We start from the raw sequence: 20,492 nt of genomic DNA, 5'->3' as shown, positions 1-20,492 counted from the left end.
CGATGCGTGGGGCGTCCCTGCCCCGCTGCAATGGTGAACGGGACAGGTGACACATCAGTGGCTGGCGGCGGATCGGCGGCTGCGCAGGGCGCGGTCAACGAGCACGACGCTGAGCAGCGTGAGGCCCACGCCGAACAGTCCGTAGCCCAGGATGGCACGCGGCTTGTGAGTACTGACCTTGACCACCGCAGGTTCCTCCGGCGTCAGGGTCAGTTCCATGTTCTGCCCCTTGGGAACCTTCAGCTCCGATTCGAACGTGGCCAGCTCGGAGTGCACCTCCGCGATCTGGACGTCCAGCTCCTTCGCGACCTGCTCGGGGTCCGAACCGACCGACTTGATGTCGATCACCGGCTCGTCGATCCGGCTCATCCACTGACTGCCCTCATTTCGCACTTGGGCATGGGTTCCCTCAAGAATTCCAATGGCCTGGAGAGAAACATCCGGATTGGCCGCGAGTGGGGTCTTGACTCCCCCATTCACCCTGGCGGCAAGAATGTTGGCAACGGCGATGGAATCAGGAGAATGGAAGCCAACAATTCTGGTCTTCCCGCCATCCGGATCGAGGATGTTGACGGTCGCCTGGGTGGCGTAGACCGTGGTGGGACCGGCGGCGAGCGCAGTCAGACCGAACGTGGCCAGAAGGCCCAGCAACAGCACATACCAGCGCCGGCCGCACAGCTTCAGAAATTCCACAGAAGTCATCTGGTCCCCAGTCCATCAGCTTTGGGTCAAGTACCCGAGTCCAAGGCTATTCACCGTTCCCTGAGAGAGCGCTTTGACCCAATTATGGCATGCCCCCACCCCCCTGCGATGATTGGAGCTCGGGGAAGAACACATCGGAAAGGCACGCACGTGGACCTGCGCGACTTCACATCCACTCTGGCTCGTTGGTGGTACCTGAGCCTTGCCACACTCCTGCTGGCGATCGGGGCGGGCTTCGGGCTCTACAAGTCCACCGGCCCCAGCTACACCGCAGAGAGCACCGTCCTACTGCTGCCCCCCAAGGCCGTGTTGCTGGACGCCCAGCGCGACAAGACCAACTACGCGCCGGACAACCCGCTGCTGTACCTCTCGTCGCTGACGGATGCGCGCGACGTCCTGATCCGCAACCTCGACGGCGCCGACGCGGCCAAGGAGCTGGACACGAAGGCACCCGGCGCCGATCTCACCGTGAAGGGTGACATCACCTCCGGCTCGCCGCTGATCCTGGTCACCTCCGACGCCGCGACCGAGGAGGCCGCGCTCAAGGGCACCAAGGCCGTCAACGAGATGGTTCCGGCCATCCTCGCCAAGATGCAGGACGACATCGACATCAAGCCCCTGCAGCGGATCAACTCGATCACGGTGACCTCGGACAGTGAGGCGACGCCCGACAACAAGAACCAGATCGTCATGGCCATCGCTGGTTTCGGTGGGACCCTGGCGCTCGGTCTGGCTGCCATCGCGCTGCTGGACCAGGCACGCACCCGTCGCCAGCGCAAGGACGAGAGTGCTGCGGTGACCACGGGCGCCAGGCAGGGAGCCGTGGCCGCTGACGCCGGGAAGACCACGCTGTCCGAAACCCCCGACGCCAAGGACGCCAAGGCGTGAGCACCGCCGTCGAGCCCCAGGAGCGCCTCGCGTCGCCGGAGCGCAAGGCCTCCGGCTGGGGCAGCCGCGCCGGACTCGACGTCACGGCCGTCTTCACCGGATATCTCGTCTTCCTCTTCGCGATCCCCTCGACGATGATCGTGGAGTCGCTGGGAACGCTCGGCCACCCGGCGACGATCCTGAGCCTGGTTTCGCTCCTGTGGTACGCGTGGTTCCACCTGCACCGCTCGGAGCACATCCAGGGCGGCCGCTCACCGGTGCGTGCGGCCGGCATCGCCTTCGCCCTGGTCATGTTCTTGGTCTACGGACATGCGATGACCACCTTCATCCCCAGCTCGGAGGTGACCAACGCGGACTCGTCGATGTTCCGGATGATCGGCCTGATCGGCGTCATGCTCATCCTCAACGACGGCATCAACAGCGTCGAACGGTGTCGCACCCTCCTGCGCCGGATGGTCATCGCCGGCATGCTGATCGCCATCCTGGCCATCGTCCAGTTCTTCACCGGCGACGTGTGGATCGACCGCATGTCGCTGCCCGGCCTCACCCCGCCAGACCTGCTGGGCATCGGCCAGCGCAACGGCTTCTTCCGCCCCAATGCGACGGCCACCAATGCCATCGAGTTCGGTGCAGTGATGGCCATGCTGCTGCCGATCGCCTTCACCAATGCGCAGACGGCCACCAAGCACAAGGTCCTGGTCTGGGTGCCGGTGGTCATCCTGGCCTTCGCCTCGCTGGTGGCACTGTCCCGCACGGCCATCCTGTGCGCCGGTATCGCCATGGCCATCCTCGTGCCGGCCTGGTCGCGCCGCGCCCAGATCCAGACCATGATCGCCGCCCCCTTCCTGCTGGTCGGGGCGGGCCTGGCGGTCCCGGGCCTGCTGGGCACCCTGAAGGGCATGTTCCTGGGGGCCGGCGAGGACTCGAGCGTGGCCTCCCGCACGGAGAGCTACGGAGTTGCCTGGGAGTACATCCAGCGCCACTGGCTGCTGGGCCGTGGCTACAACACCTTCCTGCCGCAGTACTGGATCCTGGACAATGCCTACCTGCAGTTCGTGATCGGCACCGGCATCGTCGGCACCACTGCGCTGCTCGCGCTGATCTGGAGTGCGGTGCGCAGCGCTGGCCAGGCCCAGCGGACCTTCACCCAGACGCGGGACCAGCTGATGGCCCGATCGCTGATGGCCGCCGTGGTGGCCGGTGCGGTCTCGCTGCTCTTCTTCGACGCCTTCAGCTTCCCGCAGTCCGCAGGGATGACCATGATGGTGCTCGGCCTGGCGGGGGCGTCGCTGCGGCTGGCACGCACGACCACAACGACCAGCCAGACACTCACCCGCTGACCCGTCAGCCCAGCCCAGCCCAGCCCAGCCCACAAGAATGATGGCCGCAGCCCCCAGGGGGCTGCGGCCATCGCCGTCCTGTGACAGGCTCAGCGCCTGATGGCGGCCTGCTTGCGGGCGACGGGATTGGTACTGATCCCTTGGAGGCTGCGGTAGGCCGGCTTCGCCTTCCCTGCGGCCGTGACCAGACCGAACGTGTTCTCCGCACCATCAGGGCGGTCACGCAGCATGTAGTAGAAGATCGGGCCGCGTCCCTTGACCTTCAACCAGTTGGTGTGGGCGAGCTTCACCGCATCCGACTGCTGCTTGGTGGTCAGGGCACCACTTCCGGTCGCTCCGCCCGTCTCCGTCAACCACAGCGGCTTGATGGCATCGCCATGCGCGTCGAGCACCGCACGGTACTGCTGGAAGATCGCCAGCTCGCCGGCGCTGCCGTCGCGCATGTTCGGGTATGCGTGGAAACCGACGGCGTCGAAGGCGGACCTACTGGTGTTCTGGTACATCCCCTTCAGCCAGGTCTGCGCGGGGATGTCGTGGGCAGCACCCGCTCCTCCGGTACCGCCCGTGACGATGGTCGCGCGCGGATCGGCCTGGCGGATCGCAGCGCTCGTCGCGGTCAACATCTGCGAGTAGTGGGACACATTGGGACGTGGGCTCCAGAAGGTCTGGAGATTGGACTCGTTCCAGATCTCATAGGCGGCAATGCGCCCTTGGTAGCGCTGGGCCACCGTCTTGCCAAAGCGCGCAAAGGCGGCGCGTTCGGCGCTGGTGGCAGGGCCGTGGTTGGCGGGCGTACCCGCCGGGCGCGCGTAGACGGGAACCTGGTGCAGGATTCCCAGGACCTGGATGTTGCGGGCCTCGGCCAGAGCCATCACATGGTCCAAGTGGGCCCAGTGGTACTGGGTCGGGTTGTCCCAGGTGAAGTGGGACGCGGCAATGTCGACGCGCAGCCAGCGGGCACCCGAGGCCGCCAGCAGGTCCATCTGGGCAATTCGGTCCTGACGGCTGGACCACAACAGGTCTGTGCCAGTGATGCACACGCCAATGTCCTTGCCCTGCGTGACCACGCGGGACTTGGGAGGACGACGGGTGGCTGCATCGGCATCCATGGCAGGAAGGATCATCTGGACCAGAGGGAGAAGGAACAGGAAGAGGCCAATGAGGCGCTTGCGGGGGAACATCTGGTGACTCCGGGGGTGGGGATCAGGGGGTGTTCGGCCCCCCGCCGCCGATGTGCATTCGTCATCCCCCCGCTTCCGAAGCAGTCCCCAACGCTACGGGCCAGCTGCTCAAGAAGAGTCACGACAGCGCCCCCGATGGCAAAGCCTTCAGGGATTCTTAAACTGGACGGTACATAAAGTGTGGGGGGGGGGGGGGCCCCCCCCCCCCACACCCAGGGGATCGGCCGGAGCTCCCTTCGAGCCCGGCCGAGCCCTGAATCACTCCCGAATGTCGTCCTTGTTCTCGTGGAACCACTGGATGGTGTGCTCCAGGCCGGAGCGCAGGTCGTACTGCGGCTCCCACCCCTCGCCCTTCAGCTTGCTGACGTCCAGCAGCTTCTGCGGGGTGCCGTCGGGCTTGCTGGTGTCCCACTCGACCGTGCCGGTGTAGCCCACGATCTCGGCGATCGTCTCGGCCACCTCCTTGATGGTGCAGTCGGTGCCCGTACCAACGTTCACCTGCTGCGGTCCGTCGTAGTGCTCCATCAGGTGCAGACAGGCCGAGGCCATGTCGTCCACGTGCAGGAATTCACGACGCGGGCTACCGGTGCCCCAGTTTGTGACGACCTCCGTGCCGTTCTGCACCGCCTCGTCATAGCGACGGATGAGAGCTGGAAGCACGTGCGAACCCTTCGGCGAGAAGTTGTCGCCCGGGCCGTAGAGGTTGGTCGGCATGGCGCTGATCCAGTGCACGCCGTGCTGACGACGCGCGGCCTGCACCTGCAGGATGCCCGCGATCTTGGCGATCGCGTACGCGTCATTGGTCTCCTCCAGGTAGCCGGTCAGCAGGGCATCTTCGGTGATCGGCTGATCGGCCAGCTTGGGGTAGATGCAGGAGCTGCCCAGGAAGAAGAGCCGGTCGACGCCCTGTTCCAGTGCAGCGTCCATCACGTTGACCTGGATCTGCAGGTTCTGGCTGATGAAGTCATACGGGTAGGTGTTGTTCGCCAGGATGCCGCCCACCTTCGCCGCCGCCAGGAAGACGTAGACCGGCTTGGTCTCGGCAAAGAAGTCCAGCACGGCCTGACGATCGGTCAGGTCCAGCTCGGCATGGGGGCGCGTGACGATGTCGGTGAAGCCCTCGGCCTGCAGCTTGCGCAGGATGGCGCCACCCACCAGGCCACGGTGACCCGCGACATAGACGGTTGCGCTGCGGTCGAGCGGAGTGGGGGTGTACGTGGTCTCGGTCATGGTGTGATCCCCTGGGTCAGAACGGTGATGGCTGGGTCAGAACGGTGATGGCTGGGTCGAACGGTGAGAGTCCGGTTCGAGGATGTCGGTACCCGATGGAACCAGAGACGGCGCCGGAGAATTCCGGCGCCGTCATCAGGTCAGATCAGTTCTTCTTGGACCAGTCGACGGCCCAGTCGGTCTTCGGCACGTCCACGTCATGCGCCCGGCCCTCGGCCAGCGCCTTCACGTCGGACTCCACCATGATCTTCGCCAGCTCGGGGGTGTGCACCTTGGCCTCCCACCCCAGCTTCTCCTTGGCCTTGCTCGGGTCACCGATCAGCGCGTCGACCTCGGTGGGACGCAGGTAGCGCTCGTCGAACTCGACGTACTTCTCCCACTCCAGGTTCACCGCCTCGAAGGCGAACTTCAAGAAGTCACGCACGGTGTAGTCCACGCCGGTGGCCAGCACGAAGTCCTCAGGCTCGTCCACCTGCAGCATCCGCCACATGCCCTCGACGTACTCCGGGGCGTAACCCCAGTCACGAATCGAGTCGATATTGCCCATGTACAGCTTGTCCTGCTGACCAGCGGCGATCGCGGCCACTGCACGGGTGATCTTGCGGGTCACGAAGGTCTCGCCGCGGCGCGGCGACTCGTGGTTGAACAGGATGCCGTTCACGGCGTGCAGGTCGTAGGCCTCGCGGTAGTTCTTGGTGATCCAGTACGAGTACATCTTCGCGGCGCCGTACGGCGAACGCGGGTACATCGGGGTCTCCTCATTCTGCGGCGGCGGGGTGGCGCCGAACAGCTCCGAGGTGGAGGCCTGGTAGAAACGCGGGCTGATGCCGGCCTGACGCACGGCCTCCAGCAGACGAACGGTACCGGTACCGGTGGTGTCGGCGGTGTGCTCCGGCTCGTCGAACGAGACGCGCACGTGCGACTGCGCGGCCAGGTTGTACACCTCGTCGGGACGGATCGTGTCCATCAAGGTCACCAGACGCGCGCCATCGGAGAGGTCACCGTAGTGCAGCGTCAGCTTGGTGTCCGTCTTGTCGTGCGGATCGACGTAGATGTGGTCGATGCGGTGCGTGTTGAAGGTGGACGCACGACGGATCAACCCGTGCACCTCATAGCCCTTGGACAGCAGCAGCTCGGCCAGGTAGGAACCGTCCTGCCCGGTGATACCGGTGATGAAGGCCTTCTTGGCCATGGATTACTCCGTTTCCTTGGTGTTGTCGCCTGAACGCAGCCCCCGACGGGTCCGCGGGGAGGTGGCCAGTTGGGTGAGCCAGGTCGAGACCCGCTCGACGGCCGATTCGGCAGCCAGGTTCTCCTCGGCGAAGCGCCGAGCACTGGCCCCGTACTGCTCGGCTCGGTCCGCGGACCGGGCCAGGTCTTCGACGGCATCCAGCAGGGCAGCCGGATCGCCGGGGGTGATCACGGGACCAGCACCGGCGGCACGCACCTCGTCGGAGGTGGCGCTGTCGGTCTCCGTGGCTGCGACGACGGGCTTGCCCTGGATGAAGTAGCTGGTCAACTTGCTCGGGACTGCAGATTCGCGCAGTCCGGGCTTCTCGTTCACCAGCAGCACGTCGGCGCACTGCAACATGGCGGCGTACTCCGCGTCATCGAGCGAGGGGACGAAGACCAGATTCTTCACACCCTGACCAAGCTCCTCCAGAGCCTCCCGACGGGAACCATTGCCAACCAGACCGAAGACGACGTCGGAACCGCGCTGCTCCGCCACGCGGGCCGCCTCCACGATGTTCTCGAGGTACTGCTTGGCCCCCATGTTGCCGGTGTGGATCGCGACCACTGGGGCATCACCGAAGTACTTCGCACGGACGGCGACGGGATCTGCCGCGAGGCTGATGTCGATGTGACTCCAGTTGCGCGAGACGCACACCTTCTCGGGATCCACGCCCAGGTCGTCGACCACATGCCGACGGAAACGGTCGTGGATGACGAGCACCCCGCTGGAAGCCTTCAGGATCGAACCCTCGATCCGCTGCAGGATCCGGCCCTTGACATTGCTGCCGCCGATCTCGCGCGCACCGTTGCTGTAGAGGTCCTGCACCCAGACCTGCACCGGCGGCTGCCCTGGGATGAGTCCGCGCAGGACCTGGATCCCAGTGCTGATCAGGGCCGGGCTCACACACAGGACGACGTCAGGCTTGTGCCAAGGGCTGACTGCAGCGCCAAGGCCAAAGGTGACTTCCTGCAGGATCCGGCTCAGCCCCATACCGCCGGAACCGATCAGATGACGCACGCGACGAACGCGAACGCCATTGATCACGTCGACGCGGGTGAGCCCCGAGAAGTTCGTGTAGTTGCTCCACTGCGGGTAGTGCGGAATGCCGGTGATCACGTTCACCTGGTGGCCCTGCGCCACGAGGCCCTCGGCCATCGCCGTGGTGTAGGGCGCGATGCCCGAGATCTCGGGTGCATAGTTCACCCCGATGATCAAGATCTTCATATGCAAAGACTCCTCATGGTCAGGATCGCGCAGATCCGACCATCCCCCGATGGCAGCGGCCCGAGTCTCCCCGGGCCACTCGTAAGGAACACACAGCGCCGCGACGATACTCGATTCCGTAGCAGCATAGACCCCGCCCCGTTGACCGATCGGCTCAACAGGATCCGATCCTCAGCCGCCGCACAGGGCATCGTCAGGATTCGGCGGCGCTTCGTCGCGCCCGGATGGCCCGCGGTACACCCAGGGCGGGTACGTGCCGGGAGAAGGCGCCCCGAACCAGGACTGCGATGCAGACCAGCACCACGACGCCTCCGAGGCGGCTGACGGGGAACTGCTCGGGAAGGAGATGGTCGGACGCCAGCCCCACTGGCACCAGCAGGACGGTCAGCCACAGACCGGGGTCGCGCACGATCCCACGGCCACGTGCCTGCCACGCCTCCCACAGGCACCATGGCACGAGCGGCGCCAGCATCGGGAGGTCGTAGTGCAGGTGCGGGAAGCCAACCATCAGCGCGCAGCTCACCAGCAGGATCGCGAGCGCGGGCCGGTCGATTACCTCGTAGCGGCTGCTCAGGAAGGCGGCGACACCCACCAGGACGGCCCCGAGCAGCATCGGGACCATGGAGCCGATGCCCAGCCCGACCGCTTCGAGCAGCCCGGCCAGGTCCACCCGGCCCATGAAGGGCTCCCCACCCTCACGCACACCAACCCAGGTGGTCGCCCGAATCACGCTGGCCACCAGCTCGGGAAAGCCACCGGCAATCTCGCTGAGCCGCACCACCATGGGAAGGCTGAGCACGGCCGCGAGCAGCGTCCCTGCGACAGCCTGGCGCCACCGCTTGCGCACCAGCAGGATGATGACCAGCGGAATACCGAACTGCGGCTTCACCCACGCGATGGCCAACCACAGCGAGGCCCAGCCCCACTGGCGGGTCAGCAGCGCCAGGAGCGCCGCCAGTGCGGCGAAGGCACCCACATTGCCCAGCCCCTGACCAATGCTGGTGGGCCGCCAAATCCATACCCAGACCACCATCGCGGCGGCCACCACCCACGGGGAGAGCGGGGTGGCGGTGGGCATGCTCTCGCGCAGTCGCCGAGCCACCAGCACACCCGCCACGGCCGCCAGCAGGCTGGTCCCGACGCCGAGCGCCACGGAGTAGACCAGCGTCGCGCGCTCCCAGCCAAGTGGTTCGAGGGGCCCGGTCAAACCGAGCCACCACGGCATGTAGGGATTGAACTCCTGCGAGTAGGTGAAGACCTTCACATAGGACTCGATGTCATACGGATTCATCCCCCGGGCGATGGCCTGCGCCGGCAGGATCACCGTGTCCCTGAAATCCGTCATCATCGAGTTGGCGTAGGGATAGGCAGCCATCTCGTCAGCCCTTCCCCGCCACGGTGTCAGGCAGTAGTGCACGGTGGCCAGGACGGCCAGCACCGCTGACAGCAGGCCCACCCCCCGTTGGACCACGGGTCGTGGCACGGGCAGATGGTCCTTCGTGGTCTCGGGAAGGGTCGACGACAAGTCAGATCAGCTCCCCTGGTAGGCGCGCAGCAACTGCTCGACGATGGGCCGCATGGAGAACTCCTCACGGATCAGGCGCTGGGCCCGCTCCGCCGTGGCACTGCGCAGCTGCTCGTCAGCCAGGTATGCACGGATCGCCGGGGCGATCTCCGCCGGGTCATTGGTGGTCACGGTGCCGGCACCGCCCCGTTCCACCGCGGGCGCCAGACCACAGGTGTCGGTCAGCACCACGGGCAGCCGGGCCGCGAGCGCCTCCAGCACGGACATCGGATACGGCTCGTCGACGGACGGGAGCACGTAGACATCGGCGGTGGCCATGGCATCCTGGCAACCGGCCCGGTCGGCGGGGCCGTCCCACACCAGACGGTCACCCAGACCTGACTCGGCAATGGCGCGTGCCACCTCATCGCCCTGACCCTCGTCGGGGCCCACCATGCGGAATCGGACATCGGGGAACTCGGGCGCGAGCTCACGGGCCGCCTGGACGAAGACCAGCGGCCGCTTGCGCGCCTGGAGCCGAGCCAGGTAGAGCACGGTGACATGGTCGTGGGGCCGTGGGCTCGGCATGGAGTCGGCGTCGAGGCCGTTGTGCAGCTCCTCGATGCGCAGGTCCTTGCCTGCCACCTCCAGCACACCCTGACGCTCCACCTCGGTGAGGTGGAAGACACGATGAGCCGCACGCAGCACGCGGCGGGTCAGGGCGGCGTCCAGGGGCTTGGCCAGCAGCTTGTCCGAAGGATCGATCATGCCGTGGGTCTGCACGCAGGTGAGCACTCCCAGGTTCTGGACCAGGGAGGCGGCCGGAAGCGTGACGAAGTCGCGGGCCAGGTGCACGTGCACCGCGTCGGCCGTGCGGGCGTTGTGCCACAGCCAGTTGAGCATGGCCGGGCAGGCCATCCCGGCGAAGCCTGCACCGGGCAAGGCCTGGACCACGGGGAAGAGCTTCACCGGGACGCCCTGGAAGGTCTCGGGCAGCGCACCCTCGAAGCCCTGCGCACCGGCGACGAGGGTCACGTCGTGCCCCGCGTCGATCAGGCCACGGCAGTGGTTGAGCGCCACGGTGGTGGGACCGCCATAGGCATTCTCCGGGGTGATGACGGTGGCAATCTGCAGGATCTTCACAGCGCTGGCTCCTTGGTCTGGGCGGCGGGGGCCAGGACACGCGCACCGGCCGGTACGTCGCGAGTGACCAGGGAAGTGGCCCCCACCACTGCGTCCCGGCCGATCGTCACGCCGCGCAGGACGGTGGCCCGCGCGGCAACCCAGGCGCCGTCCTCGACGACGATGGGCGCATTGTCGTACTCGAATGCCTGGTCATTGGCCTGATGGCTGCCAGTGCACAGGAAGGCCTGCTGCGAGACGCACACGTCGTCGCCGATCGTGATCGGCTCCAGGTTGAGCAGGTAGCTGCCCACCCCGATCCACGAGTTGTCGCCGACGGTCAGCTTCCACGGCCAGTGGATGCGCACGTCATTGCGAATGTTCACGTTCTCGCCGATCGTGGCCCCGAAAGCCCTGAGGACCTTGGCACGGACCGACGGCGGGCACAGGATCGAGCGGGTCAACGGCTCGGCCACCATGGCCCAGACCGCGCAGACCGCCAACGGGCGGCCCTTGTCATAGCCCGCGCCCGTGAACTTCGCCAGCCTCCTGAAATGAGCGCCCCCGAGCGCTTCGTTCATGAACGTCTCCTTGGTCTGATGGACTTGCCGGATCGACGTGCCAAGCCTACGCATGCCCGGCCCATGGCAACGGCGGATGCCCGGCCGATCCCCTTGAAGTCTGTCTGAAGACATTCCCGTCGACGCACCTGTGGAAACGCTTTCAGCGCCATGAGGGGCCGCATCCCCATGGGGTAGCCTGCAGACGTCCCGACGCGGCGCTGGAAGCAGCTGCCCCGCGGACTGTACGAACGGGGGAACGTGCAGTCGAGGGCCACCGGCCTGGCGCGGTGTCCGCCCCCCCCGTGACTTCGATCAGGGGATCCACATGTTGAAGCTAGTCAAGACGGCTGTCGACGGCTGCAGCCGCGACCAGCAGTTCCTTCGTCGCCAGGTGGGCGATCGATTCACCGCCCACTGGTCGCCCGCGGTGCTCGCCCGCAATGTGAACCTGCGAGCCGGCGCCTGGATGCGTATCGCCGCCCAGGGCGGCCCGGCCGGCATGGTCGCCCGCGAGATGCTCATCAAGGCCTACGGCTGCGACGTGACACCCGGCGTGGTCTTCGAGGGGGCCTTCCACCTGCCCCACCCCGTCGGCATCGTGATCGGCGAGGGTGCCGTGATCGGAGACGGGGTGACCATCTACCAGAACGTGACCATCGGGGCGAACCGCAAGGGCCAGTACCCGCGGCTGGGCCGAGACGTGACGATCTACCCGTCGAGCGTGGTCGTCGGCAACATCGAGGTGGGCGAAGGTTCCGTCATCGGCGCCGAGCTCTTCGTCGGCCGTTCCGTGCCCGCGGGCACCACCGTCACCGAGTCCCTTCGCTGAGGAGCTGAGATGCCTCTCCTGACCGTGATCATGTCGGGCTACCGCTCCGGCGACACGATCGCCGCGGCAACCCGATCCACCCTGCGGGCCATGCCCAAGGACTCCGAGCTGATCATCACCATCGACGGACCCGACGAACCCACCCTCGCCGGCCTGGACGGGATCGAGGACCGCCGGCTCAAGGTGCGCCCCGATCCCGTGAACAAGGGGCTCGCCCGGCAACTGATCAACATGACCGATACCACCGACAGCCGCTATCTGGCGCGGATGGACTCCGACGACATCTGCCTCCCGTGGCGCTTCGCTGTCTCACTGCCCAGCCTGCGTCGGGATGACTTCGTCTTCACCAGCGCCATCCGGTTTGGCGAGGGGATGAAGCCACGTGCGTCCTATCCCGGCCCGCTGAACGCCTACGAGACCGGGCTGTCGCTGCTCTTCTTCAACCCGCTCTTCCACCCGTCGATGGTCTGCCGCCGCGACGCCCTGGAGGAGGTTGGCGGCTACCGGCCCATCCGCTACGGCGAGGACAACGAGCTGTGGCTGCGTGCGGCCGCGGCTGGCAAGCGTCTGAGCAAGGTTCCCGTCCCGTCCATCTGCTACCGGCTCAGCCCTGGCCAGATGTCGGCCGCCGCCGGCGTCGACGAGCGCATGATGGCCGAGCCTGCCTTCCGTACCGGCTACCAGGGGCTCGCGGACCGCCTGGGCATGGGCGACCGGGTCCAGTCTGACTGCCGCCTCGCGCTGCGCCCGGGAGACCAGGAGCGACTCCTGGCGCCGGTGCGTCCCGCCAACAAGTCCTACCTGCGACGTCAGATGGACTGCTCAACCATGGTGCACCGCCAGGGCTGACCCCTTCTCTTTCCTTTCCTGGAGTACCAACAGTGCGAACACAGATCCCTGCCTTCCTCGAACGCATGCTGCCGAGGGCCTTCTCAGCCCTGCTCATGCTGATGCTCGCGGGGTACACCGGCACCGAGACCGTCGGCATCTACGCGATGGTCACGCTGATGTACACGGCGGTGATGGCGGGTACCGACTCTGCTGTTCGTCAGGTCATCATCCGGGCGGTGACGGAACCGGAAGGGCGTCGCTTCCTGCAGGTCTACCGCCTCGCTGCCCCACTGGTGGGCGTTGTCCTGATCGGGGGCCTGATTCTGGTCCTGCGCCTGAACGGCACGATCGGCAGCTGGACGATGGCGCTCGAACTCATGCCGATCGCACTGGCGCCGATCGCCAGCGCGGCGGGAATCGCGGCCGTTGGTCGCATGCAGCTCAATGGTCAGTGGCGCATGCTGGCGCGCGGCCAGTTCCTGGCATCGGCGATCAGCGTCGGTATCGCCATTCCACTGCTGATGGTGCAACGCTCCATCTTCGGCCCGGCGCTGCAGACCCTCCTGGCTGAGGGCATCATGGCGATCTTCTGCATCCGGATGGCCGGTGCGATGCCCCGTCGTGGCGACTATGAGGTTGCCGCCACCCCGGAACAGAAGTCGATCCGCTCCGACTGGACCAGCATGGCCGCCTACTCAGTGTTGGCCTGGTTGCAGGGACAGGCGGAAAGGGTACTGCTGGGCGGTTTCGCCGGCCCGTCGGTGCTGGGCACCTACAGCATGGCCAGCAATGTTGGCCGCTCGGCAGGCGACGCCCTGGCGGCCTCGACGGCCAATGTGACCCGCGCCGCCGTCGCTTCCCATGGCGATCCGAAGGAGATCCAGCGGGTCACCGAACACACCATGCGCCGCACGATCGCCCTGGCCCTCATGGCCTTCGCGGCGTCGGTGGTGCTGGCCGCCATCCTGCGCCCGATCCTGGGTGAGGACTGGAATGAAGCGCTCTCGATCGTGCCGGTCCTGGCCATCTCGGCGGTTCCGTCGGTTCTGGCCTGGACCGGATCCGTGCTGCAGTTGCGGGCGGGACGTGGGTGGACCACCCTCTATGCGCCGCTGGCTGGTGTGGCCCTGGCCATCATCATCGCTGTCGCTGCGAGCCACAGTCTGTTGCTGGCCGCCTACTTCGTCGTGCTGCGTGACCTCGTGGTGGTGACGATCGCCTTCCTGATGGTGAAGGACTACGCCCCGTGGAAGGCCTACGGCCTGTGCTGGGCGGCCGTTCTGGTCCTCTCCCCCATCGCCTACTGGCTGGCCTGAGCCCGACGGGCCGGCCCGGGACTGGCGCCGCTCGCCACTCACCCCAATCGTCGCCCGCCGCACTGTCCACGGCGCGGAGGGCCCATGACGGCAAGGATCCCCGCACCCAGTGGGTGCGGGGATCCTTGCCGTGGTGACTGTCAGTGGCCGCGCTGGAGAAGAGCAGCCTCCTCGGAACGGGGCGCCGAATCGCTCGCCAGGGTGCGGCGGGCCTCCCATCGCTCCCAGATGGCCAGCGCCACCAGCGGCAGGCCGTCCATGAACAGGGTGAGGAAGAAGGCCTCGGCGGCCGCGACGATGGTGGAGAAGCAGACCACCGTCGCGATGAAGACGATCAGTACCCGTTCCATCTCGAAGACCGAGTACCGGAAACGGTCGGCGAGCATGGCGGCCAGCCGGCCCAGGAGGTAGTAACCGACGAAGACGCCCACCAGCCCGAAGTTCAGGATCAACTCGGCGGTCAGCCCCGGAACGATGAAGATCATCTCGTTGGAGCCGCGCAGAGAGGCACCCGTGATCTCCACCATGCTGCGAATGTTCTCCAGCGGCAGGGCGATGCCGACGAAGTGGAGCAGGGCGTCGGGCAGTGCCAGCAGGGAGGAGAGGAAGGTCTCCCCCTGCACGGAACCGTGCTCCTCCACATAGCGCGCGGCCCATGCTCCCATGGAGAACCGACCCCACTGCCAGTCCACCAGACCCCACATGTCGGTCGAGCCGGCGGACTGCTCGGCCCGCTGCAGGGTCAGCAACCAGATGATCGCGCCCAGTGCGCCACCACCGATACCCAGCATGGGCCACTTCACCTTGCCGGTGAAGGGCAACACGATGGCAAGGAGGGGAAGCACTGCGAAGAGCAGGGTTGACCGGCCGCCGCTCCAGGCCTGGGTGATGACGATCAGCGCGAGAGAGAAGAGCATGACGAACGCATTCCAGATGTGGTTGCGCGTGGACTTCTGACGAGCCAGAAGGGTCAGCACCAACAACGTCACTGCCCACTGCAGCCAGCCGGCGAGAGTCACGAAGCGGGCATTGCCGCCCCCCACGGCGATGATGCGGCCATTGACGTCGGCCGTGACCGAGCGGACCTTTATCCAGGACAGGCCACAGACAGCCAGCATCAGCATCGAGAGTGCCAGCGCCGAACCACGGCGGTGGGAGGGCCACGACACGAGTTTCGACTCCGGGACCAGGTCACGCTGGACGCCCCGACGGTGGGCCAGGGTGCCCAGGAACAGACCCGTCAGGCCCAGCAGCGCAGCCCAGGAGGCCGTCATCAAGCCGCTGCCCGCGCCGGGTGGATTCCCCGACAGTGCCTCATAGAAGCCGCGATCCTCGGACAGGCCAAGGACGTGCACGAGCCCGGAGATCACGTTGTCAACCATGTAGTTGAGCAGGATGAGCAGACGGATCCGGAAGCCGTCGTCCCCGCGTCGGGCGATGTATCCGATGGCGAGCAGGTTGAAGGCCAGCGTGGAGACCAGCAGCAGGGTGGACTGGTGCACCAGGGTCATGACGCCTCCTCGGCAGCGGGGCTGCCCCGATCAGGCATCAGGCCTGCCGGCCCCATTGGCCAGCACGACGATGCCACTCGGATTCGCGGTCGCCATCCGGTTGACGGCAGACCGGACGTCGCTCGTCCGCAGCCGGCCGAGGTCGACCGACAGCACGACCCCGTCGCACAGCCGGGCGATCGCCTCTGCGTCGGCGCTGTCATCCATGACCGGAGTGTTCACGACCACGAGTTCGTAACCGTTCGAGAGCCGGTCCAGCAGGGTGGCGAAGTCACGCCCGCCAACGATCGCACCGGCATCTCGGCCCTCGGGATTGCCGGCCGGAAGAACCGTCAGGCCCGGCTGGGTGTTCTTCTGCAGGACCGTATCGACGGCAGCGCGGCCGGAGAGCACCTCGGCCAGCCCTCGCTGGCCGTCAGCGCTCGCGCGCAGATCGGCATCCACGTACAGCACATTGCGTCCGGTCTCCGCCAGGGCGCTGGCGATGCCGGCCGACATCCCGTGGGGTGCGCCTCCGCGCGGGGTGCTGACGGCAATCCGGAACTCGTGTCCGTCCTGGCCCAGGACGAGGGCGGGCCAGGCCGACTGGAGGGAGGAGCGCACCCGACGGAAGTCCTCGTCGATGGGCTGGGCGCCCGTCAGCAGGGCACGGGGCTCGCCCGTTCCGTGCATCTGCGAACGACCGGCGAGCACCGGAACGCGCTGCGCGATGCGACGCAGGTCCTCGCTGCGGTGCAGGCGACGGTCAAGGGCATGCAGCAGGGCGACGATGGCGGCCGAGAGGACGAGTCCCAGCAGGGTTCCCATCACGATCCGGGGCACGAGTCCCATGCCACCGGCCACTTCCGGAACCTCGGCAGGCGCGATGACCGTGGCCTTGACGCTCTCACCGGAATCCTTGGGCGCCGGGGAGAGGTCTCCGACGACGGTGGCGGTGCTGTTGGCGATCTCGTTGGCCAGCTGGGCGGCTCGCGCCGGGTCATCAGCCGTGACGGTCACATCGAGCAGGGTCGTGCTCGTGGGCACCTCGGTGTCCACCATCCCGGCCAGGGTGCTCGCATCGATCCCGCCGCCAAGCCGTTGGATGGCCGGATCGAGGACGACCGGCGTCTGCACCAGACGTGCGTAGGAGGTCATCTGGCGGTCCAGATAGGTGGATGCCTGATTCAGGTCCGTGGCCGAGTTTCCACCATTGACGGAGAACAGCAGTTCTGCCGTGGCCTGGTACTTCGGCTTGCCCACCTGGCCAAGCGCCACCGCGCCAGCGATGGACAGCAGCATGACCAAGATGATCGGCAGCCGGTAGCGCTTGGCCACCACAAGGTAGTCGTTCATGCGCATCTGGTGTGAGCCCTTCCCCCGTTACGCAACCCAAGCTGGGAAGCGATTTGAATGATACCCAGACCGGGTGGATGAAGGGCCTTGTCGGGAGCGGGCTCGTCCGCGGCCCACCGGGCTGGGGAGGACTCCCGAGGGGACGAGATCCCTGTCTGGCAAGCGTCATCCCGTACCTGAGAGGATCATGAGCACACTAAGTTGATCCACAGGCACCTGCTGGAAAGAGCGCGTGGGCGAGCTCGTCGACAGATCGTCCCCGCCCGGCCGTCCACCGTCGTCCTCATCCCGAAGTTGGAGCGAGGCCCTAGGATGACCGCGACCCACTGCCCGTCCACGGTGTGCGGCAGTGGCATGCTCAGGAAAGGCGGAACGATGCCCACTCGCCGGATGCTCCTCGGGCTGGGTGCCCTCACCCTTGCCGCCACCGCCTGCGGATCGAATTCGACGACCGACGAGCAGCCCCGAGCCGGCCGCGACGTCGTCGGGATGGCGCTTCCCGCCCACGAGCTCATGGCCGCGACGGATCGCGACCTGCGCGCGACCTTGGAGCTCGTCCGGGACATGGGGTGCGGCTGGGTGCGCTTCGACTTCTACTGGGACGGACTGGAGCCCGAACGCGACCGTTTCGACTGGAGCGCGAGCGACCGTTTGGTGAACATGTGCAGGAACCTTGGCCTGCGGGTGCTCGGACTTCTGCACACGACACCGGTCTGGCTGCGCCCGCCCGGTTCGAGCCACGTCTTCGCGCCCACCACCGACGAGGAATTGGCCCGGTGGACGAACTTCTGCCGGCGGACCGCCGAACACTTCCGTGGCCGAGTCGACGCCTGGGAAGTGTGGAATGAACCCAACCTGATCGCGTTCTGGGCCCCTCGGCCTGATCCAACGCAGTATGCGCGCCTGGTGATCGCCAGCTGGCCGGCCATCCGGGAGGCCGACCCCGATGCCCTGGTGGTGACCGGTGGTCCGGGCGGGCCAACCCAGCCAGGGGAGCTCGACCCCCTCAGCTTCCTGCGCGGGGTGCTGGACGCAGGCGCTGCTGGTCACTTCCACGCCATCGCCCTGCATCCCTACACGAACCTGACGGGCCAGCCGGACGGCGCCCTGGGACAAGCCCGGGAGGTGGCACAGCTGGCCAAGGAACGCGGCTTGGGCGAGATTCCACTGTGGGGAACCGAGACCGGGGCGCCAACCAAGGGCAATGACGGGCCGGTGATGAGCGAGGCCGAACAAGCAGAATTAGTTCGCATGACGTTCACCTATTGGCAAGAGGAAGTACCCGGTGCGGGGCCGCTGTTCTGGTACACCTTGAGGGACTCGGGAGCAGCCAGCCGCTACGAGACCTACGGCTTGGTTCGCGAGGATGGTGACCCAAAGCCGGGACTTGACATATTCCGAATTTCTGCCGGTGGGCAATAAGAGCTTCCTGATTTTTCTCTGAGGGTTTCTTCGCTTAACGTGTACCCGGCGCGTTCGTCACTGGCGAACACGCGGATGCTCACACCACCCCTTTTGGAGCTCTCGATGTCCGACCTGACCCCTGCGCGCCGCAAGAGTGCCCGCGCTCGTCTGATTCCTCTGGTTGGTGGCCTCGCCGCTGCCCTCTGCCTGCCCGCCGCCGTTGTGATGGCCCCGCAGGCCTCTGCCCAGACCGCACCCGCCAATCTTCCGCAGGCCGACGCCTCCACCCGCGACGCGTCCGTCGGCATCGCCATGACCGGCACCAGCCTCCTGTATGCGTCTCCCAGCGAGCGCGCCCGCAACTTCGACCGGATCGCCGAGTCCGGTGCCGGCTGGATCCGCGTCGACGTGGCCGCCAGCCAGATGACGTGGGCCCGTGGCCAGTACAACTGGCAGGCCCTGGACACCGTCGTCGCCGAGGCCCAGCGCCGCGGCATCAAGGTGCTCGGTGGACTCTCCGGTCTGCCCGTCTGGGCCCGTCCGCAGGGCTCGCCCGCCAGCCACGGCCCCAGCAATGACGCCGAGATCGAGGCCTTCGCCAGCTTCGCTCGCACCGTTGCCGAGCGCTACTCCGCAACCGTGGCCGCCTGGGAGATCTGGGGCGAGGCGAACCGCACCGACACCTGGCACCCCGCACCCGATGCCGGCAACTACGCCCGCACCGTCAAGGCCGCGCGCGCTGCGATCGACCAGGTTGCCCCGCACACCACCGTCATCCTGGGTGGCGCCGGCGGTGCCACCCAGCCCGGGGACATCTCCTCGAATGACTGGCTGTCCAAGCTCTACGCAGCCGGCGCCAAGGACGGTTTCGAAGCCATCGGTGCCCATGCCTGGCTGAGCTCGGAGAAGGACCCGGCCCTGAACCTCACCTCCCGTCTGCGCCAGGTGGCCCAGGCCAATGGTGACGGCTGGAAGCAGGTCTGGTGGACGCAGGTGGGCATCCCCTCCGGCGGCACCGGCACCGCCACCGAGGAGCAGGCGGCCATCGCCGTCACCACCACCACCGAGCGCACCACCGGAGCCGCCTTCGGCCCCACCTTCTTCCACACGCTCGACGACCTGCCGCAGGACACCCCGGGGGCCCGTCTGGGATTCTTCCGACACACGGGAACCCCGAAAGCCTCCTGGGGAAGCCTGAAGACCGTCACGGGCAGCACCGCCCAGACTCTCTCGGCTCCCGCTCCCGCTCCCGCTCCCGCCCCGGCCCCGGCTCCGGCACCCGCTCCCACCAGCAGTGCCCCGGCTCCCCAGAGCACCAGCACGACGTCCACTGCGGAGAAGACGGGTGTCTCGGTGACGGGCACCAGCCTGCTCTTTGCCCCCCAGTGGCAGCGTGACCGTGACCTGGACCGCATCGCCGCCGCTGGTGGCAAGTGGCTGCGTCTCGACTTCGCCGCCAGCCACATCACCTGGGTCAATGAGGGCCAGTACGACTGGAGCAAGATGGATGCGGTCATCGAGGGTGCGAACCGTCGCGGCCTGAAGGTGCTCGGCGTCGTGAGCGGCCTGCCGTCCTACGCCCGCCCGGCCGGCACCCCGCTGACCTACGCCCCGCAGAATGACAACGAGCGCGCTGCCTTTGCCCGCTTCGCCCAGCGTTCCGCCGAGCGCTACAAGGGCCGCGTGCAGGCCTGGGAGGTCTGGAACGAGCCCAACCTCACCAAGTACTGGACCCCGGCCCCCAATGCCGGCAGCTACATGGCCCTGATGCGCACCACGCGCAATGCCATCAAGTCGGTCGACTCGTCGGCGATCGTCGTGAGTGGTGGTACCGGTGGCGCCAGTGGCGGCACCGACGTCGACATGTTCGTCTGGCTGCAGCAGATGTACGACAACGGCCTGGCGGCCAACAGCGACGCCGTCGGCGTGCACCTGTACACCCACCCCTTCAACAAGAACCTGGGTGAGTTCCTGCGCCTGGACGCCTACCGCAATGTGCTCGATCGCAATGGCGACTCGGGCAAGCAGCTGTGGGCCACCGAGGCCGGCGGCAGCAATGGCGGCGCCTCGCCGATCGACGAGAACATGGGCGCCGATTTCCTGGAGCAGTCCCTGGAGCGCTGGAAGGCCATGCCGAACCACGGCCCGATGATGTACTACACGCTCTACGACGAGGGCGGCAGCAACTTCATGGGCTACCTGGGCCTGATGCGTCAGGACGGCAGCGCCAAGCCGATCTACCACCGCATGCAGCAGGTGACCTCCCGCTGAGGCACCG

At 67.0% G+C, this 20,492-nt stretch carries 17 protein-coding genes; 7 read left to right on the top strand and 10 right to left on the bottom strand.

All coding sequences use genetic code 11. From position 1 onward, the window contains the following. Nucleotides 1-54: 54 nt before the first annotated feature. The gene (locus ACTQ49_RS07105; RefSeq protein WP_441827151.1) at nt 55-702 is read right to left on the bottom strand and encodes a hypothetical protein; all 648 of its coding nucleotides are present in this window, start codon (nt 700-702) and stop codon (nt 55-57) included. A gap of 150 nt (nt 703-852) precedes the next feature. Between ACTQ49_RS07105 and ACTQ49_RS07100 the strand changes: the two genes are divergently transcribed. After that, a complete protein-coding gene (locus ACTQ49_RS07100) occupies nt 853-1,590 on the top strand; it encodes a hypothetical protein (RefSeq protein WP_441827150.1) in 738 nt (245 codons plus the stop codon). Beyond that, a complete protein-coding gene (locus ACTQ49_RS07095; protein WP_441827149.1) occupies nt 1,587-2,930 on the top strand; it encodes an O-antigen ligase family protein in 1,344 nt (447 codons plus the stop codon). Before ACTQ49_RS07100 ends, ACTQ49_RS07095 begins: the two co-directional genes overlap by 4 nt. A gap of 89 nt (nt 2,931-3,019) precedes the next feature. Here the strand turns inward: ACTQ49_RS07095 and ACTQ49_RS07090 are convergent, their stop codons facing one another. From ACTQ49_RS07090 to ACTQ49_RS07060, 7 genes are all read right to left on the bottom strand, one after another. Further along, complete coding sequence (locus tag ACTQ49_RS07090; protein WP_441827148.1) at nt 3,020-4,111, bottom strand: cellulase family glycosylhydrolase; 1,092 nt, start codon at nt 4,109-4,111, stop codon at nt 3,020-3,022. 258 nt (nt 4,112-4,369) lie between these two features. After that, nucleotides 4,370-5,341 carry a GDP-L-fucose synthase family protein gene (locus ACTQ49_RS07085; RefSeq protein WP_441827147.1) on the bottom strand — a complete coding sequence of 324 codons (972 nt, stop codon included), beginning with the start codon at nt 5,339-5,341 and terminating at the stop codon, nt 4,370-4,372. Between the two features lie 145 nt (nt 5,342-5,486). Continuing rightward, nucleotides 5,487-6,533: a GDP-mannose 4,6-dehydratase gene (gene gmd / locus ACTQ49_RS07080; protein ID WP_441827146.1), complete on the bottom strand. Its 1,047-nt coding sequence runs from the start codon at nt 6,531-6,533 to the stop codon at nt 5,487-5,489. Nucleotides 6,534-6,536: 3 nt separating this feature from the next. Further along, complete coding sequence (locus tag ACTQ49_RS07075; RefSeq protein ID WP_441827145.1) at nt 6,537-7,799, bottom strand: glycosyltransferase family 4 protein; 1,263 nt, start codon at nt 7,797-7,799, stop codon at nt 6,537-6,539. A gap of 193 nt (nt 7,800-7,992) precedes the next feature. After that, complete coding sequence (locus ACTQ49_RS07070) at nt 7,993-9,282, bottom strand: glycosyltransferase 87 family protein (RefSeq protein ID WP_441827144.1); 1,290 nt, start codon at nt 9,280-9,282, stop codon at nt 7,993-7,995. A 48-nt stretch (nt 9,283-9,330) separates the two neighbouring features. Continuing rightward, entirely contained in the window at nt 9,331-10,446 is a 1,116-nt protein-coding gene (locus ACTQ49_RS07065; protein ID WP_441827143.1) for a glycosyltransferase, read from the bottom strand. After that, a complete protein-coding gene (locus ACTQ49_RS07060; RefSeq protein ID WP_441827142.1) occupies nt 10,443-11,006 on the bottom strand; it encodes a DapH/DapD/GlmU-related protein in 564 nt (187 codons plus the stop codon). Before ACTQ49_RS07060 ends, ACTQ49_RS07065 begins: the two co-directional genes overlap by 4 nt. A 307-nt stretch (nt 11,007-11,313) precedes the next feature. Here ACTQ49_RS07060 and ACTQ49_RS07055 point away from each other — a divergent pair, with 307 nt between their 5' ends. Genes ACTQ49_RS07055 through ACTQ49_RS07045 form a run of 3 tightly spaced genes read left to right on the top strand, consistent with a single transcriptional unit; the run spans nt 11,314 to nt 13,964 of the window. Then, nucleotides 11,314-11,817, top strand: a complete 504-nt coding sequence (locus tag ACTQ49_RS07055; protein WP_441827141.1) for a serine O-acetyltransferase — start codon at nt 11,314-11,316, stop codon at nt 11,815-11,817. 9 nt (nt 11,818-11,826) lie between these two features. Further along, nucleotides 11,827-12,666: a glycosyltransferase gene (locus tag ACTQ49_RS07050; protein WP_441827140.1), complete on the top strand. Its 840-nt coding sequence runs from the start codon at nt 11,827-11,829 to the stop codon at nt 12,664-12,666. Between the two features lie 32 nt (nt 12,667-12,698). After that, nucleotides 12,699-13,964, top strand: coding sequence for a lipopolysaccharide biosynthesis protein (locus ACTQ49_RS07045; RefSeq protein WP_441827139.1), 1,266 nt, complete (start codon nt 12,699-12,701; stop codon nt 13,962-13,964). A gap of 140 nt (nt 13,965-14,104) precedes the next feature. Here ACTQ49_RS07045 and ACTQ49_RS07040 read toward each other — a convergent pair whose 3' ends face one another. Both ACTQ49_RS07040 and ACTQ49_RS07035 read right to left on the bottom strand, forming a co-directional pair. Next, nucleotides 14,105-15,475 (bottom strand): hypothetical protein, encoded by a 1,371-nt coding sequence (locus ACTQ49_RS07040; RefSeq protein ID WP_441827138.1) that lies wholly within the window; start codon nt 15,473-15,475, stop codon nt 14,105-14,107. A gap of 30 nt (nt 15,476-15,505) precedes the next feature. Then, nucleotides 15,506-16,810, bottom strand: a complete 1,305-nt coding sequence (locus tag ACTQ49_RS07035) for a hypothetical protein (protein WP_441827137.1) — start codon at nt 16,808-16,810, stop codon at nt 15,506-15,508. A gap of 375 nt (nt 16,811-17,185) precedes the next feature. Here ACTQ49_RS07035 and ACTQ49_RS07030 point away from each other — a divergent pair, with 375 nt between their 5' ends. Together ACTQ49_RS07030 and ACTQ49_RS07025 are read left to right on the top strand one after the other, a co-directional pair. Next, nucleotides 17,186-18,232, top strand: coding sequence for a cellulase family glycosylhydrolase (locus tag ACTQ49_RS07030; RefSeq protein ID WP_441827136.1), 1,047 nt, complete (start codon nt 17,186-17,188; stop codon nt 18,230-18,232). 105 nt (nt 18,233-18,337) lie between these two features. Continuing rightward, nucleotides 18,338-20,485, top strand: coding sequence for a cellulase family glycosylhydrolase (locus ACTQ49_RS07025; protein ID WP_441827135.1), 2,148 nt, complete (start codon nt 18,338-18,340; stop codon nt 20,483-20,485). Nucleotides 20,486-20,492 lie beyond the last annotated feature (7 nt).

It is taken from the genome of Luteococcus sp. Sow4_B9 (assembly GCF_052116585.1).
Taxonomy (GTDB): Bacteria; Actinomycetota; Actinomycetes; order Propionibacteriales; family Propionibacteriaceae; genus Luteococcus.
Note: the sequence above shows the minus strand (reverse complement) of the source record. Positions and strands in the feature narration are given on the sequence as shown.